Below are 16,742 nucleotides of genomic sequence, written 5' to 3' on the forward strand. Positions count from 1 at the left end.
TCAGCTCAGCAATTGATCGAGTTCCGGCTCACTCAGCGCAAATGGATTCACAATCGTCAGCCCGCCGGTCGAATACCCGTGCTGCATATCTTCCGAGAGCAACACCGCGCATCCCGCCCGCGCCGCCGTGGCAACCAGCAGCGCGTCGAAGAACTGCATAGCTCCCTGCTGATGAATCTGCATCGCATCGGCCAGATCCTCCGGCGACGGCCCCACGACCTTCAGCCTTTTCATCAGCGACCGGTTGAAGGCCTGCGCCTCCTGCACCGGCATCTTCCGCTTGCGCGAGCAGACGAAGTAGAACTCGTTCAGAGCCTGCAAGGGAATCACCGCGCCCGCATCCGATAGCGCATCCACGATGCGACGCGCCACGCCGTGTTTATGCCCTTCTGCGGCATCAATCGAATAGATCAGGATGTTGGTGTCGACGGTCGCCCGTTCAATCACGGTCGTACAGCTCGTCCCGGCTGGCAATCCGGTACCCGCCCAGTTCGTAGCCATGGTCCATGATCCGGCGCAGCTCCGTCCGGGCAGCCTCGCGCTCGGCATCGAGAGCCGATCCGGCCTCGGGAACGGTAAAGGGGATGATCTTCGCCACAGGCTTGCCCGCGCGCAGAATCGTCAGGCCCTCAGCGGCCTCCGCCTCGGCGATGAGTGCGGCCAACTGTTTGTCCTCTTCCCGAAGTTGAACCTGGCGCATTGGACATGCCCTCAGCTTCATTGTACTTCCGTCAACTCCGCGCTGCTAAACTAACAGCTTATGATCTACCGTTCCGGCAGCCAGATTCGTGAAGATTTCCTGCGTTTTTTCGAGGGCAAGCAGCACCGCCGCGTGCACTCCTCCTCGCTCGTCCCGCACAACGACCCGACGCTTCTCTTCACTAACGCCGGTATGAACCAGTTCAAGGACGTCTTCCTCGGCGTCGAGAAGCGCGACTACACCCGCGCCGCCACCAGCCAGAAGTGCGTCCGCGCCGGCGGCAAGCATAACGACCTCGAGAACGTTGGCTTCACCCGCCGCCACCACACCTTCTTCGAGATGCTCGGCAACTTCAGCTTCGGCGACTACTTCAAGCGCGACGCCATCGCCTACGCCTGGGAGCTGCTGACCTCGCCCGAGTGGTTCGCCATCGACCCGGCCAAGCTCTACGTCACCGTCTTCGAGGGTACCCCGCAGGTGCCGCGCGACGACGAGGCCGAGCAGCTCTGGATCGCGGCCGGCGTGCCCAAGGAAAAGATCTTCGGAATGCCCGCCAAGGACAACTTCTGGCAGATGGGCGACACCGGCCCGTGCGGCCCCTGCTCGGAGATCTTTTACGACCTCGGCCTGGCAGCCTCGGAGACCGGAGAGGACAAGCCCTTCCCGCACGACGACCAGCGCTACGTCGAGATCTGGAACCTGGTCTTCATGCAGTTCGACCGCTCCAGCGACGGTACCCTGACACCGCTGCCCAAGCCCTCCATCGACACCGGCATGGGCCTCGAGCGCATCTCCGCGGTGCTGCAAGGCGTGCTCTCGAACTACCAGACCGACCTGTTTACCCCATTGATCGCCCGCGCCGCCGAGCTGACCGGATTCACCTCCATGACGACTGCCGAGGCGGCAGTGTCCGACGCCAAGGGAGCACCCTCGCTGCGTATCATCGCGGACCACGCCCGCGCCGCCACCTTCCTCATCTCCGACGGCGTTCTTCCCGCCAACGAGGGACGCGGCTACGTACTGCGCAAGATCCTCCGTCGCGGCATCCGCCACGGCCGTCTGCTGGGACAGGAAAAACCCTTCATGCACGAGATGGTCCTCGCCGTCCGCGACGAGATGAAGGTCGCCTATCCCGAGCTGATTGAGACCACCGAGCGCGTCGCCAAGATCGTCCTCGCGGAAGAGGAGCAGTTTGAGAGAGTGCTAAAAGCTGGCTCCGTCAGGATGAACGAGTTAATTCAACTCAGCAAATCACCGGATGGCTCTGGCTTTGAGGATGGAACAGGATCTGGATCTGGATCTGGAGCAGGTTGGAGTGAAGGCAGCGGATTTGGTAAATCATCGGGTCTTGACGGAAGGGCGGCCTTCCACCTCTACGAAACCTTCGGCCTCCCGCTCGACTTCATGGTAGACGCCGCACGCGACGCCGGTATGGCCTTCGACATGGCAGGCTTCGAGGCCGCCAAAGAAGAGGAACAAGCCCGCGCCCGCGCAAGCTGGAAGGGCGGCTCGCAGAAGTCCGCGTCGCCCGTCTACCGCGAGCTGCCCCAGACCGACTTCGAGGGCTACTCCACGCTGCTCGTCGAGGGCGCAAAGGTTCTCGCACTGGTCAAGAACGGCGTCGGCGTGCAGAGTCTCGCGCCCGGCGAAGAGGGCGAGGCCGTGCTCGACGCCACCAGCTTCTACGCCGACTCCGGCGGACAGGTCGGCGACATCGGCTGGCTCATCTCCGCCGACCACCAGACCGTCGTCGCCCAGGTCCACGGCTGCACCAAGCCCGTGCAGGGCGTCTTCGCGCACAAGATAACTGCCCGCCAACCGTTACTGGTTGGCGACATAATAGACACCCAGGTGGACGGCGACAACCGCCGCGCCACCACCCGCAACCACACCGGCACCCACCTGCTCCACGCGGCGCTGCGCGAGGTGCTGGGCAAGCACGTCAAGCAGGCCGGGTCGCTGAACAACCCCAGCCGCCTGCGCTTCGACTTCTCCCACTTCACCCAGGTGGCCGATGAGGAGCTGCAGCAGATCGAAGACATCGTCAACCAGCAGGTGCTCGCCAACACCCGCGTCGAGACCATGGTGGACGTCCCCATCGACGTGGCCGTCAACGACTTCGGCGCGATGGCGCTCTTCGGAGAGAAGTACGGCGAGCGCGTCCGCGTGGTCAAGATCGGCAGCTTCTCCACCGAGCTTTGCGGCGGCATCCACACCGGGGCCACCGGCGAGATCGGCCTCATCAAGCTGGTCGGCGAGACGTCCGTTGCGAGTGGCGTACGCAGGGTAGAGGCCGTCACCGGCACCGGAGCCCTCTCCGAGTTCCGCCGCGACTTCGATGTAGCCCGCGTCGTCACCTCGCTGGGCGGCTCGGACGCCAGCCCCGCCGATGCCCTGCGCTCGCGCCTCTCCAGCACCGAGGAGGAGATCAAGAAGCTCCGCCGCGAGCTGGATGCGCTGCGCCTGAAGGCCGCTCAGGCGTCAGTTTCGGACTCCGTCGATTCGGCTGTCGAGGTCAAGGGCGTCAAGGTGCTGGCCCAGCGCGTGGACGGCGTCGATAAGAACCAGATGCGCGACCTGGTCGATCAGCTACGGGGCAAACTCGGCTCGGGCATCGTCGTGCTGGGAGCCGCAAACGAAGGCCGCGTCACCCTCATCGTCGGCGTCACCAAGGACCTGACCGGCAAGGCGCAGGCGGGCAAGATCGTCGGCCAACTGGCAACCCTCGTCGGCGGCAAGGGAGGCGGACGGCCCGATCTGGCCGAGGCGGGCGGAAGCGATGTTTCCGCGCTCGATGCCACGCTGGCCAAGGCTCCTGAGATTATCAGCAGCTTTTTAGGCTAAAAGCAAAAACGCCCTCACGCCGGGCGGGCGGCACTTCGTGCGGTTCTTGGGGCTGTATGGGTAAGTAATCAGCATGGGTCCTTCCGTTGGTCGGAAGCCAGCATCGCTTCCGGCCAACGAGGAGAGCACTAGGTGGTCGGGGCAAAGCGACTCCGTAGCCGAGACACCAGCAGCTCCCGCACCTCGCCCATGCCAAAGACAAAGTAGGCCGCGACCGCAAAGGCCGCGGACATCCCCACAGCCACCGACACGACAGTCACCAACGGCCAGTGCACGCCACGCCACGTCGGCACCGCCGCAATCGCAAAGGCAACCGTCAGGAAGAGGACGAGGCGGACGATCGGCTCGCTGCTGACGGCCATCTCCTTGGGGAAGAGCTCGTCGTTCATCCGCAGGACGAAGCCCGTCTGAATGACCTCCCACACCAGCCACGTCAGGATGAACCCAGGCAATCCGTACAGGTGCATCGTAAAGACCGACACGCCCAGCATGATCGCATAGCCCCACAGGATGAACACCGACAGCTTCTCGTGCTCGTTGCTCGACGACTGGAACTGCGTCTTATGCTCCTTGATCCCCAGCACCGCCGAGACGATCGCCATCAGCAGGCAGAGCATCGGGTTATACATATCTCGCTTGTGCAGCCAGACCGTGAACAGGAACGGGCACAGCAGCAGACTGCCGATGCTCACCACCGGAATGAGGAACAGGACGACGCGCTCGGAGAGGTCGTAGAGCCGCCGCAGCTGCTTCCAGTCCTGCTGCCCCACCAGCCGCGTAATATCCTGCGCGATGGTCGTGCTGGCAGTCATCAACAACTGCCGCGACATCTGGAAGACCACCCGGATCAGGGCAAAGACCGCCACCGCTCCCGGCCCGAGCACGCGCTGAATCAGCAGCACCGGCCCCTGCCAGGTGAGGAACCCGGCGACGGCGATCAGGCCGAAGTGGCCGCTGGGCTTGAGAATCGTCAACACCTGCTTCCAACTGCCGTAGCGCAGCGAGGGCAGCAGCATCTCCGACGTCCGGCGCACGTCGATCAGCACCAGCACCATAAACAGCAGCAGCGAGCCCAGTTGAATCCCCGCCAGCACCGGAAACGAGCTGCGCCGCCAGATCGCCGCCGCCATAATCAGCACGCTGAACAGCCTCTGCGCGCTTGCCCAGGAGTAGCCCCGATGCAACTGCCCTACCACCATGTAGCAGTTGGTCAGCAGGCTGAAGAGCATGTTGACGCCGAGCTGCAAGATCAGCAGGTAGAGCGTCAGCGCCGCGGCCATCGAGCTCTCATGCCGCAGCTTCAGCCAAGAGGCGATGGGCAGGAAGAAGACCACCGCCCCCACCACTCCGAACACCAGCACCAGCAGCAGCAACAGCCGGAAGGCGCTCGCCTGAACCGACTTGGCTCCTTCGACGTCGCCCCGGTTGTACAGGATCGTCATCTCGTTATTGGCGTAGGTCTGGATGCCGTAGTTCAGCGTGGAGAGGTAGTTGACCGAGGCGCTCAGCGCGATCCACTCCCCATAGACCTCGACGCCGCTGCCGTAAAAGCGCAGAAAAAATGGCGGCACCAACAACTGCGTGATAACCGAAACTCCCTGGCTGAGCAAACTGGAGAGGAGGAGCTGGAAGATACGCTTGAGATTCATGAATACGCTTTCGACGAGCCGAGGAGTTTATATCTCGAGTGGTTGCCCAGGCTGGCTGCCCAAGGCGAGCCGTGATTCTACCTAGAACAAGAACAAAGCCATCCCAGCAGTCCGATGACTCTAAGCAGGTCTCTGTGTAGTGTAGGGGGCACCCCGGCAAACGTCAAAACCCGCGTCGCAGTGTGAATGGCCGATGTACGCGTCCACCGCCGCACTCGCCCGCTCAAGTACACTGACCCCACGCATGAACCTCTACGCTTTTGTCCTCGGCCTCATCGTTCTCACACTCCTCACGGTCTCGCTCACGCGTGTCAGCAAGGTCAAGACCCGGGCCGACTACCTCGTCGCCGGTCGCTCCCTGCCTGCCTTCGTACTGATCTTTACGCTGCTCTCCTCGTGGATCGGCTCGGGCTCGCTGCTGGCCGGAGCCGAGAACGCCTACCGGCACGGCTTTGCCGCGCTCTGGCAGGCCGCCGGAGGCTGGGCCGGGCTGCTGCTGATCTACTTCATCGCGCCGCGCGCGCGCAAGTTCGCCCAGTACACCATTCCCGACCTGCTCGAGGCCCGCTACAACCAGACCGCACGCGTGCTCGGCGTCATCGCCGTGCTCTTCACCTACACAGCCATCACCAGCTACCAGTTCATCGGCGGCGGCGACATCATGCACCTCGTCTTCCCCAGTCTGAGCGCGCGCCACGGGCAGGAGATCATCGCCGCCTTCGTCATCGTCTTCACCGCCATCGCGGGCATGAGTTCGGTCGCCTACATGGACGTCGCCATTGGGCTTCTGGCGACCTTCGCGCTACTGGCCGCGCTACCCGTGCTCGCCCATGCGGCCGGGGGATGGCACCACATCGCCGCGACCCTGCCCGCCACACACTTTCAGCTCCTCGGCGACTTCACCCTGCTGCGCGCCTTCGAACTGTTCCTGCCCACGTGCCTGCTCATGCTCGGCAACCAGTCGATGTACCAGAAGTTCTTCTCGGCCAAGACGGAGAAGGATGCCACCCGCGCCGTCGTGGGCTGGTTCATCGGCATCGTGATCCTCGAGTCGGTTATCGCGGCTCTGGCAGTGGTCGGCTCGGCGCTCTTTCCCGCTGGAGAAGTCCACGAGAACCCGCGCGAGATCCTCGCCTACACCGCGCTGCACGGGCTGCCGCGACTGCTGGGAGCCGTGATGGTTGGGGCCATCTTTGCCAAGGTCATCTCGACCGCCAACAACTACCTCTTCTCGCCCGCGACCAACCTCATCAACGATGTCTTCGTGCGCTACCTGCGGCCCGACGCCTCGCACCGCAGCGTGCTGCTGGTCAGCCGGGTGCTCGTGGTCTTCCTCGGCCTGTGGTCGCTGGCGCAGTCGCTGGGAACCCACTCGGTGCTCGAAAAGGCGCTCTACGCCTATACGATCTACTCGGCCGCGCTGACGCCGGTGATCCTGGCGGCGTTCTTCTGGAGGCGTGCGACGGCGGCGGGAGCCGTGACCAGCATTGCTGTGGGCACCTTCGTCACAGTGCTGTGGGACACGCACTTCATCCACACGCACCTGCCGCCCGCCATCGCCGAGCGCGACGCGATCTTCCCCGCTCTGGTGGGATCGCTGCTCTGCCTCGGGCTGGTAAGCCTGATGACGAAGCCGCCAAGCGAAGCCCAGCTAGCTCCCTTCGCGGAGTAGTCACCACAGTAAAAAGAGCACGGCCCCGGATAAATCCGGGGCCGTGCTCTTTGCTGCTGCGGTTGAGTTTAGAAGAACAGCTTCGCGGCGAACTGCATCTGACGCGGGCCGTAGAGGCTGTTGTTGGTGCCCGAGGGTGCCCCGAAGGCGCTCAGACCGGTTCCGCTGTAGGGCGCGATGCAGCCCTGGAACGTGGAGCCAGTCGGTGCGCTCGTAACATTGCACTTCAGGGTTCCAGAGGAGGAGCCCGACGCGAGATACTGCGAGTAGGTTCCGTTCACACCCGTGATGATGGTGTGGTTGAGCAGGTTGAAGGCGTCCGCCGTAACCTGCATGTACATGCGGCGGTAGATCGGAATATCGCGCGCAACCCGGAAGTCGAAGTTGTTGAACCCCGGCCCGTAGATGCTGTTGCGTCCGATCTGGGGAGGACGTCCGGTGGTCGCCGAACCCGAGCTGGAGCTCATGGCGCCGCCATAGATGTTGCCGTCGGCTCCATAGCTCGTTCCCGTACCGGAGTAGACCGTGCCGCTCATCCCAAGGAAGATCGGCTGGCCGCCCGACGCGATAAAGCCGCCCGAGAAGGTGAAGTCGTCGACGAGGTGCTTGACGATCTTGTTACCCTCGAAGATCTGCGGCTTGTAGACGAAGCTGAGGGTGAAGCGATTGCGGATGTCGGTATCCGACGGGCCGTTATCGCGGCGAACGTTATTCGGATCGAGCGGTGTGTCGCCGCCGTAGAAGGTTCCATTGGTTCCCTGAACCTGGCCCGTATCGGTCGCACGCGCCCAGGTATAGTTCGCCAGCACCTCGAGTCCGTTGCTGAAGGGACGACGAACCGTTGCCGCGAGCGAGTTATACCAGGTGTTGGCGATGCTGAAGCCGGTGTTGATCGAGGTGATCGCCGAGCTGCGGCGGTCGCTCTGCAGGTAGACCGGCACCGTCAACTGCTTGATGACCTTGTTGCTGGAGTCGGTGACGTTGTAGCTGGCCGTTCCATGGGGCGTCTGCCCGATGAGGTTAGCATCGACGAAGACCGGCAGGCGCAGAGCGCGGGTTCCGACGTAGCCGACCGAGAGGGTCATCTTGCCGGGCAGAGCCTGCTCCACGCTCAGGTCAGCCTCGTGCGCCAGCGGCGGAACGAAGTTGGGGTCCAGACCGTGGAAGCTCTGAGAACCCAGGATCGCGGGGCCATTGACCGAGGGAGCCGTGCCGCCGGTAGGAAAGAGCGCCGACGAGAGCGGAGGACCGGTGACGGGGAACGGCACGAGGGGATACTGCAGGCTGTTGCTGGCGCTGGGAACCGTCGTACACCGCGGCTTGGGGTTCGCAGTCGTCGGAGCGCCGACCGAGCTCTGGCATCCCGTGTAGTTGTAGTTCACCTGAACGACACCGTTCTCAACCCGCATAGCGTAGTAGGTGCTGCCCTGGTTGAGCGCGGAGAACATACCGTAACCGCCGCGAACCACCGTGCCGGAGCCGCCGTAGGGAGTCCAGCTAAAGCCGATGCGAGGCTGAACGCGGTCGGTCACATTCTTGATCGTGCCGCTATACTGCGTCGAGATCGGGGCGAAGTTGTTGTTGACGAGGCCCGGTGCGGGGGTCAACTGGATGTCGTAACGGAGGCCGACCGTCAGGGTCAAGTTGGGTGTGACCCTCCAGGTGTCTTCGGCGAAGCCGTCGAACATCTTCATCCAGAAGTCGTCCTTACCCTGCGTTCCCGGAGCAGTGTTCACGATGTCGATCGTCTGGACGAACGTGTTGTAGTGATATCCGGCGTAAGGATCGGTGTTACCTGCCTGACCCGCGAAGGCGTCCTGGATCCAGTCCTGGAAGTTGAGCGTGGGGGTGGAGTCGCCGTAGCTGTAGACACCGCCGCCCTGGAAGAGATTGATCATGACCTCGTGAACGAGGTTGACGTCGCCTCCGAACTTGAGGGTGTGATGTCCCTTGGTGGTGGAAAAGACATCGGTGAACTGGGTGCGGTGCTCGTCCGGCTCGGCCACGCGGGGCAGAGCGTTGGGCATACCGAAGGTGACGACGCCTGTTGCCACACTGGGCCCGGAGGCATAGGCACCAGCAGTCTCAAGATCGCGTCCGTACTGGAAGTGAACCTGGTTGACCGAGGACTTGCCGATCTGGGTGGTGAGTCCGGCTACCAGGAAACGCTCGTGGTAGCTGGTGGGACCGTTGGTGCTGGGCGAGCTGTTGGAGAAGGTAGGAGCCGGGCTATAACCGTAAGAGCTGTCGTAGTCCGCGAAATTGTAGTCCACGAACGCATCGTTTCGGCTGTTGATGTGAGCATCCAGACGGGGGAAGAAGAGGTTCTGCTTCTGGAAGCGCGAGGGCGGCGTCTGGCCGGGAGCGATGTTAGCTACGTTCAGCAGGAACGCGATACCGTTGTTACACTGCGCCGCGGTGATGGTCGCGGGGCACTGCGTCGGCGTCACCAGGGTGGTCGCCGAGGTGCCCGCTGGCGGCGCAACCACAGCCGAAGGCGTCAGCGAGATGTAGTTCGTATCGGAGTAAAGCGCGCGGCCGACCTTACGGAAGCCGTCATAAGTGAAGAAGAAAAAGAGACGATCCTTGATGATCGGTCCGCCAATGGAGCCGCCGAACTGCTGCTGCTGATGGACGGGCTGGGTCAGCAGGAAGGGCGTGGCTCCGTTGTGCAGTGCCTGGAACTTGCTGTAGGGATCGAGCGCGTTGAGTGTCGGATAACGCAGGTAGTAGAAGGCGTCGCCGTGGAACTGGTTGGTGCCGCTCTTGGTGATGGCGTTTACCTGTCCACCGGCCGCTTGGCCGAACTCGACCGAGTAGTTCGAGGTCTCGGCCTGGAACTCCTTGATGGAGTCGATGGAGTAGACGTATGGCGCACCGGAGGCGCGGCCGCGGGCCTCGGAGAAGAGCATCTGGTTGTTATTCGAGCCGTCTACGTAGTTCTGGTTGTAGAGGCCGCTGATGCCGTGAAAGCTGACCAGACCCGAACCGCCGTCCTGCGTGACGTTCGGCGTGTTGAGGACGAAGGCGCTCCAGTTGCGCGAGGCGATGGGCAGGTTGGCGATCAAAGCCGCGCCGATGGTCTGCGAGACCTCGGTCTTGTCGGTGTCGACGAGCGGAGCCGCACTGGTGACCTCGACCTGCGTGGCGACCGAACCGGCGGAGAGCGCGGCGTCGATCGAGAGCGTCTGGCCTACGGTCAACAGCAGGTTCTTGCGATCGACCTTGCCGAAGCTGCCGCCGCCCAGGATCACTTCATAGTGGCCGGGCTGGAGGAAGCTCGCGTTGTACTCGCCCGCACCGTTGGTGGTCAGGTTGCGGGTGACGCCGGTATCCGTATCGATAACTACGACCGAAGCGCCGGGTACGACAGCTCCGGACGTATCTGTAACCGTTCCGGTGATATTACCGACACCGGAGGTTTGGGGGAGGGCTGAATGCGCCGCAGCAGCAAAGATCGCCGTAATGGCGAGCGTTTTAAATCGTTTAAAGTTCATATGAACTGTCTGGCTCCTGATTTTTTTACGTCGGTGCACCGTCTGGGTCGCGGTGCTGCCGTTTATGGTTCAGTCTTGCCCCAAGGGGAGAAGGGTGCAAGCTCGAGACGAATCTTCAGTCTCTTCAGTATTGAATAACCCAAGCCTCTTTCAGCACGGAAGAGAAGTCAAGTTATTTTTACTTCCTTGTCTCAACTTTGCTGACAACATCCCGTCTAAGGCCACGCGCGAAATGCCGCACTCCCACCATCTCATAGAGGATTTTCAGGCGTTGTCCCGTATCGGAACAGCTAACCCACGCACTCAGTGGAGTTGGTCGGGGATCACCGCATACTGCACCAACAGCTCGAAGGGCACGATTTTTAACGTATTTTCATGTGTCGCTTCGAGCAGAACAGGACATGCGGCTCCAGCCTGTTGCACCTCGAGCCAGCGCGCCGCGCATACGCACCAGCGATCACCCGGCTTCAACCCGGCAAAACCGTACTGCGGCATCGGCGTCGATAGATCGTTACCCAGCGCCTTCGATGCACGCAGGAACGGCTCATCTACCACGCAGCAGATGGTGTGTACGCCGAAGTCCTCCGGGCCGGTCTCGCAGCAGCCAGTGCGGTAGAAGCCGGTCATCGGCTCGCAGCCGCAGATCGCCAGCGGCTGGCCTAGTACATTCTTGCCACGGGAAGAGATCGGTTCAATTGTCGGCATCGGTTACTTGTCCTTCTTTCCAGTATCCCACTTAAAAACAAAAGCGCCCTCATGCCGGGGCACTTCGTGCTGTACTCGGGGCGGTATGGGCAGGATCAACCACAGCGGTCCTCCCGTTGGTCGGTAGCGAGAATCGCTTGCTTCCGACCAACGGGAGGACCGCTGTGGTTGATTTACCGAGACAAGCTATACGCGTCACGAAGTGACCGCCCCGCGCGTAGCGGGCCCGTCCGGCAGGACAGAATCTTTACGCCTGAAACACTCCCTTGAGCGCCGGGTAGATACGCCGGTAGCGCGGATACGCAGCCTGCATCGCCGCCGCGCTGGTCGGGGGGATGACCGCCGCCGCGCGGATGGTGGCCGCGCAGGCAGCCTGCACCGAAGGCCACGCGTTGACACCCGTACCCGCCAGCAGCGCTGCACCGAAGGCTCCGCCCTCCTCGGCCTCGAGCAGCTCGACCGAGTGATTGTAGACATCGGCCTGGATCTGCCGCCAGAGCGGGCCGCGTGCGCCGCCGCCGCCGAGGCGGATCTTCTCGACCGGGATCGCCAGCTCCTCGAAGAGGGTGAAGGTGTCCTTGAGGCTAAAAGCCACGCCTTCCAAAACCGCGCGGACGAAGTGGCCGAGGGTGTGCGAGGCCGTGACGCCGATGAAGGCCGCGCGGGCGTCGGGGTCGAGGTGCGGAGTGCGCTCGCCGAAGAGGTACGGCACCCAGAGCATTCCGTCCGAACCGGCGGGAACCTTCGCGGCCAGCGCGGTCAGGTCGTCGTAGCCGAGCTGCGGGGTGAAGGTGTCGCGGAAGTAGCGGAAGCTGAGGCCCGCGCCGTTGGTGACGCCCATGACGTGCCAGATGCCGGGAGCCGCGTGGCAGAAGGTGTGGAGGCGTCCGTGCGCGTCCTTGGTCGGCGCAGCCGTGGCCGCGAAGACCACGCCCGAGGTGCCGATAGTGGCCGAGACCGAACCCGGCTCGAGGATGCCCATGCCGACCGCGCCCGCGCCCTGATCGCCTGCGCCCGCGACGACCGGCGTGCCAGCGGCAAGGCCGGTGACTGAGGAAGCTTCGGGCAGGATGCGCCCGCAGACCTCGGGGCCTTCAAAGAGGCTCGGCAGCCACGACATGGGGATGCCCGCGGCGGCGGCGACTTCGGTGGACCAGCGGCGGTAGGTGACGTCGAGCAGCAGTGTGCCCGAGGCCTCCTGCATGTCAATGGCGTACTCGCCCGTGAGCTTGTAGCGAACGTAGTCCTTGGGGCAGAGCACGTGGGCGATCTTGGCGAAGATCTCCGGCTGATGCTCACGCACCCAGAGCAGCTTGGTGAGCGTGAAGTTCGGCAGCGCGGGGTTGCAGGTCAGCTCGATCATCCGCTCGTAGCCGATGGTCTCGTTGAGCCAGTCGCACTGCGGCTGGGTGCGCTGGTCGCACCAGATGAGCGCCGGACGCAGCACCTTGCCGTCGGCGTCAAGCATAACGCAGCCGTGCATCTGGCCGGTGAGCCCGACCGACTCGACTGCCTTGCCGTTCTCGCGCGCCCAGCGCATGACGCCGCCGATGGCGGTCTTGGCCGCGTGCCACCAGTCGTCGGGGTCCTGCTCGGCCCAGCCGATCTCCGCCGAGTGAATCGGCTGATGCTCGCAAGCCTCCGACACCACCACGCGCCCGTCCCGATCCACCAGGATCGCCCGCGTACCACCCGTACCTACATCCACGCCTAAGAACATTTTCGTATCCCTCGCAAGAAAAAGAGGGAGCTGGGCGCACTGCCCCGCTCCCCCGCTGTGCTGCTTTATTTGTGCCAGTGCATCTTCCAGCCCAGGTACTTGCTGGCTGCCTCGAAGACAGGGGCCGCGGTGGTCGAGAAGCTCGCCGCCACGTGATGCTCGAAGCCGTTCTCGCAGATGTAGCGGAGCAGCTCCTGCATCTTGGGGATCTCGACCACGCCCGCGCCGCCGAAGGTGTTGAGCGGATCGTTGGTGAAGGCTCCCTCGCCCACGTAGCCGGTGATCTTGCCGGTAAAGTCGTCGGTGGAGAAGCGCGCATAGCTCATGGCTCCGGCCTTGACCGTGCCGTCGAGCGTGCCGTGCGTGTTCTCCTTGCCTACCGTGCCCGCGATGATGAGCTGATAGTCCATCTTCACGCCTTCATTGAAGAAGTGCTTGGGCAGGTTGGAGCAGTGGAAGCAGACAGCCTTGTCCGGGTTGTCGCCGTAGTTGTTGTTCCAGTCGAGCAGCGCGGAGGGCGTCTCGCTGGCCAATCCCAGCGCATACATGCTGAGCGTGCCCAGCACGTCGACCTCGCAGGCCGAGGGGATCAGGTTCTCGCTCATCATGCTCATCACCGTGCAAGGCACGATGCCGAGGAACTCTTCGATGGAGGTCCAGCACTGCACGGCCGAGACGGTAAGCTCCGACGCCTTCATCCAGTGGTCGATAACCGCGCCCAGCTTGGCCATCTTCATCAGCGCGGCCTCGGGGGTCTGGCCGACGGGGATGTACTGCTTGATGGCGGCGAGCTTGGCCTGCGCGGCGTCGTCGTTGTCGCTCATGCGGGTGATGCGGCCCATGACCTCGGAGAGGTCGAGCGTCTCTACCGTGATGCCGCTCTTTTCGAGCAGCTTCTCCGAGTAGCGGACCGTGTTGAAGGCCGTGGGACGCGCGCCGATGGCTCCGATGCGCACGTTGCGCAGGCCGCGCACGACGCGGCAGGTGCCCGCGAAGACGGACAGGTCGGCCTTGAACTCAGCCGAATCGGGAGCTTCGGTGTGCAGCGTGGTGAGCGTGTACGGAATGCCGTACTGCTTCAGGTTGTTACAGATCGACATCTTGCCGCAGAAGCTGTCGCGGCGGAAGGCGATGGTCATCTTGCTGGTCGAATCCGGCGTGGCCTGGATGAGGATAGGAACGTTCAGGTTCGCCAGGCGGATGGCGTCGGCCAGGCCGCGCTCTTCACCGAAGTTCGGCAGCGTGATGATGATGCCGTCGATCTCGTCGGCGTGCTTCTTGAACAGGACCGCGCACTTCTTCGCGTCCTCGTAGGTCTCGACTGCTCCGTGCGCCGTCTCCTCGGGGGTGAGGACGATCGGCTTGATGCCCGCGGCCTCAAGCGCCGCGATCATCTCGAGCCTGCCGCTCGTGGCCAGGTGGCTGGGGAAAAAGCCACGGTTGCCTACGATTACACCCATTGTCATCTGCTTCGCCATGTGCGCTCCTAAAAAATGTTAGTAAAAGCTTCTCGTTATTAGTTATTGACTGGACCGAGTGCGTTGCCGTGCGGACGCCGGGTTGAGTCAGGCTTGAACCTTATGGTAACGAAGTTGTGAGAACGCTTCGTTATCCTTTGCCGGGGCGGAAACGGATCGTGTAAAAGCCTCCGAAGAGTGTGAGAAAGAGGCCCCACTTCAGCGTCGGGTGCAGGTTGGCCAGGATCGTGTGCGGAGGGTTCGAAAGGTCGAGAATCCCCTGCACGATCAGCACCAGACCGTAGGCCAGCATCAGGATGCCGCAGAAGAACCAGATGGAAAGCTCCGTGTGCGCGTCGGCGACGGCTACTCCCTCGGGGATGTTGATGTGCGGCTTGGGGTCCTGCGTCTCGTCATGCATGACGGCTCCTGATACCAGTTGCTTCTAGAAGAAGATGAGGTTGAGAACGAAGAAGACGGTGATGACGACGACCGCCCAGAAGATCGGCTTCTCGAAGAGGTTCTTCGCGCCGTCGTCCGGCAGCGGCGTGACGCCGTAGACGAGGCCCGAAAGCTCCTCGTGCGGCATCGGCTTGCCCATCAGGCTCACGACGATGGTGACCGCCACGCAGATGATCCAACTCCACAGCGCGCGGTAGAGGTTCTCGGCCATCGGCTTGGCGTCGGGGCTCATCGCAATGTAGCGCAGCGCGGTGCCGTCGGTCTGGACCCAGATGAACATGGCCACCGAGGACGCCGTGCCCGCCAGCAGGCCCCAGAAGCCGCCCGCCTTGGTCGCCCGCTTCCACAACATGCCCAGGATCACCGTGCCGAAGAGCGGCGCGATGAAGAAGCTGAAGAGCGCCTGCACGTAGTCCATGATCGAGTTGGCGTTCATCACCAGATACGCCGTGGCGATCGAGATGAGCATACCAACCACGGTGGACCAGCGACCCATCGCAACGTAGTGGCTGTCCGATGCCTTCTTGTTGATGAACGCACCGTAGAGGTCGTAGGTCCAGACGGTGGAGAAGGCGCTGACGTTGCCCGCCATGCCGCTCATAAAGCCCGCGATCAGCGCGGTGATGCCGAGACCCAACAGGCCGGGGCCGCAGTAGCGGATCAGCATCAGGGGCAGCACGTCGTCGTAGCTGTGCTGGCCGGTCACCTTGGCGATGCTGGCCGGGACGAGGTCGAACATCTTCGAGCCGTCGGGGTTGTGCAGCGAAAGGGCGACGAGGCCCGGCACGATGACGATCAGCGGGACAGCCATCTTGAAGGCCGCGCCGATCACCGGGGCCATCTTGGCAGCGCGCAGGTTGTTGGCGCTGAGCACGCGCTGGACCACGAGGAAGTCCGTAGTCCAGTAGCCGAAGCTGATGACGAAGCCGAGGCCGAAGACGATGCCGGTCCAGTGGACGCCCATGGGGTTGTCGCTGAAGTGGCCGAGCGTCGTCCACATGTGGGTGTAGTTGGCGTTGCCGATGTTGGTGGCGATGTTCTGCTTGAGCTGCGTCCAGCCGCCCGCCTCGATGAGTCCGAGGATCGGAATCATCGCCGCGCCCGCCCAGATGAGGATGAACTGGAGCACCTCGTTGATGATGGCCGAGCGCAGGCCGCCGAGCATGACGTACAGCGCCACCGTGCCCGCGCCCACCCAGATGGAGAACGTGATGTTCCAGCCGAGGACGGTCTGCATGACGACGGCCATGGCGTACATGTTCACACCGCTCATCAGAATGGTCATCAGGGCGAAGGAGACCGCGCTGACTGCGCGTGCGCCCTCGCCGAAGCGCAGGTGCAGGTAGCCGGGCACCGAGTGCGTCTTCGAGATGTAGTAGAACGGCATCATCACGATGCCGAGGAAGAGCATGGCCGGGATCGCGCCGATCCAGTACCAGTGCGTGGCCAGCATGCCGTACTGGTAGGCCGCGCCCGCCCAGCCCATCAGTTCCAATGACCCCAGGTTGGCCGAGACGAAGCTCAGACCGGCGATCCACGCCGACATCTCGCGTCCGGCCAGAAAGAACTCCTCGCTGGTGTTGGTCGAACCCTTGACGTAGAAGCCGATGAAGATGACCAGCGCGAAGTACAACGCCAGGATCACGATATCGACGCCGGCAAGGTGCGTGAGCTGACCGTGCGGAAGGAGCAGAGCGAGCGATGGAGAAGAGTTCATATACTTGGGGTTCACCCGATTTCAGCTCACATTCGGGTACCCCGGAACATGCGGATACGCGGCCGACTTTGCTTTAGTCTGCGAACGTGAATATATGTTGCGCGCTATGGGTACGTCAACGAAATAAAGATTGCGGAGAACGGGCGCGGGAGACGGGATTGCTCTCCGAATGCAGTAAAGACGAAGCGTGATGCAACTCGGAATTTGGCAGGAGTAAAGCCTGTGATGGAGCCGTTATAGGGATACTTTTTGGTCCGACCAGCACACCAAAACCGGCTTTTTCTCTTATGTGAAAAAATCGCGCCCTCGGGGGCTTGCT

Annotated in this window: 11 protein-coding genes; 2 read left to right on the forward strand and 9 right to left on the reverse strand. The window is 62.9% G+C overall.

Annotation, left to right across the window (positions count from 1 at the left end):
• Together FTO74_RS17425 and FTO74_RS17430 are read right to left on the reverse strand one after the other, a co-directional pair.
• The gene (locus tag FTO74_RS17425) at window positions 1-501 is read right to left on the reverse strand and encodes a PIN domain-containing protein (RefSeq protein ID WP_162539286.1); all 501 of its coding nucleotides are present in this window, start codon (window positions 499-501) and stop codon (window positions 1-3) included.
• On the reverse strand, window positions 440-700 hold the full coding sequence (locus FTO74_RS17430) for a type II toxin-antitoxin system prevent-host-death family antitoxin (RefSeq protein WP_162539287.1): 261 nt from the start codon (window positions 698-700) through the stop codon (window positions 440-442). Before FTO74_RS17430 ends, FTO74_RS17425 begins: the two co-directional genes overlap by 62 nt.
• A gap of 60 nt (window positions 701-760) precedes the next feature.
• Between FTO74_RS17430 and alaS the strand changes: the two genes are divergently transcribed.
• Window positions 761-3,544 (forward strand): alanine--tRNA ligase, encoded by a 2,784-nt coding sequence (gene alaS, locus FTO74_RS17435; protein ID WP_162539288.1) that lies wholly within the window; start codon window positions 761-763, stop codon window positions 3,542-3,544.
• 128 nt (window positions 3,545-3,672) lie between these two features.
• On the opposite strand, the gene FTO74_RS17440 is transcribed toward alaS, so the two are convergent.
• Window positions 3,673-5,193 carry a hypothetical protein gene (locus FTO74_RS17440; RefSeq protein ID WP_162539289.1) on the reverse strand — a complete coding sequence of 507 codons (1,521 nt, stop codon included), beginning with the start codon at window positions 5,191-5,193 and terminating at the stop codon, window positions 3,673-3,675.
• A 244-nt stretch (window positions 5,194-5,437) separates the two neighbouring features.
• On the opposite strand from FTO74_RS17440, the gene FTO74_RS17445 reads away from it, so the two are divergent.
• Window positions 5,438-6,865 carry a sodium:solute symporter family protein gene (locus tag FTO74_RS17445; RefSeq protein ID WP_162539290.1) on the forward strand — a complete coding sequence of 476 codons (1,428 nt, stop codon included), beginning with the start codon at window positions 5,438-5,440 and terminating at the stop codon, window positions 6,863-6,865.
• Window positions 6,866-6,933: 68 nt separating this feature from the next.
• Here the strand turns inward: FTO74_RS17445 and FTO74_RS17450 are convergent, their stop codons facing one another.
• The 6 genes from FTO74_RS17450 to FTO74_RS17475 all read right to left on the reverse strand — a co-directional run bounded on the left by FTO74_RS17450 (window position 6,934) and on the right by FTO74_RS17475 (window position 16,423).
• Window positions 6,934-10,362: a TonB-dependent receptor gene (locus tag FTO74_RS17450; RefSeq protein WP_162539291.1), complete on the reverse strand. Its 3,429-nt coding sequence runs from the start codon at window positions 10,360-10,362 to the stop codon at window positions 6,934-6,936.
• 303 nt (window positions 10,363-10,665) lie between these two features.
• Complete coding sequence (locus FTO74_RS17455) at window positions 10,666-11,067, reverse strand: DUF2237 domain-containing protein (RefSeq protein WP_162539292.1); 402 nt, start codon at window positions 11,065-11,067, stop codon at window positions 10,666-10,668.
• 247 nt (window positions 11,068-11,314) lie between these two features.
• Window positions 11,315-12,787 carry a xylulokinase gene (gene xylB, locus FTO74_RS17460; protein WP_162539293.1) on the reverse strand — a complete coding sequence of 491 codons (1,473 nt, stop codon included), beginning with the start codon at window positions 12,785-12,787 and terminating at the stop codon, window positions 11,315-11,317.
• A 65-nt stretch (window positions 12,788-12,852) separates the two neighbouring features.
• Window positions 12,853-14,265, reverse strand: a complete 1,413-nt coding sequence (locus tag FTO74_RS17465) for an L-fucose/L-arabinose isomerase family protein (RefSeq protein WP_162539294.1) — start codon at window positions 14,263-14,265, stop codon at window positions 12,853-12,855.
• A 130-nt stretch (window positions 14,266-14,395) separates the two neighbouring features.
• Window positions 14,396-14,665 carry a hypothetical protein gene (locus FTO74_RS17470; protein WP_255462355.1) on the reverse strand — a complete coding sequence of 90 codons (270 nt, stop codon included), beginning with the start codon at window positions 14,663-14,665 and terminating at the stop codon, window positions 14,396-14,398.
• A gap of 24 nt (window positions 14,666-14,689) precedes the next feature.
• Window positions 14,690-16,423, reverse strand: coding sequence for a sodium:solute symporter family protein (locus FTO74_RS17475; protein WP_162539295.1), 1,734 nt, complete (start codon window positions 16,421-16,423; stop codon window positions 14,690-14,692).
• Window positions 16,424-16,742: the final 319 nt, after the last annotated feature.

It is taken from the genome of Granulicella sp. WH15 (assembly GCF_009914315.1).
GTDB lineage: Bacteria > Acidobacteriota > Terriglobia > Terriglobales > Acidobacteriaceae > Edaphobacter.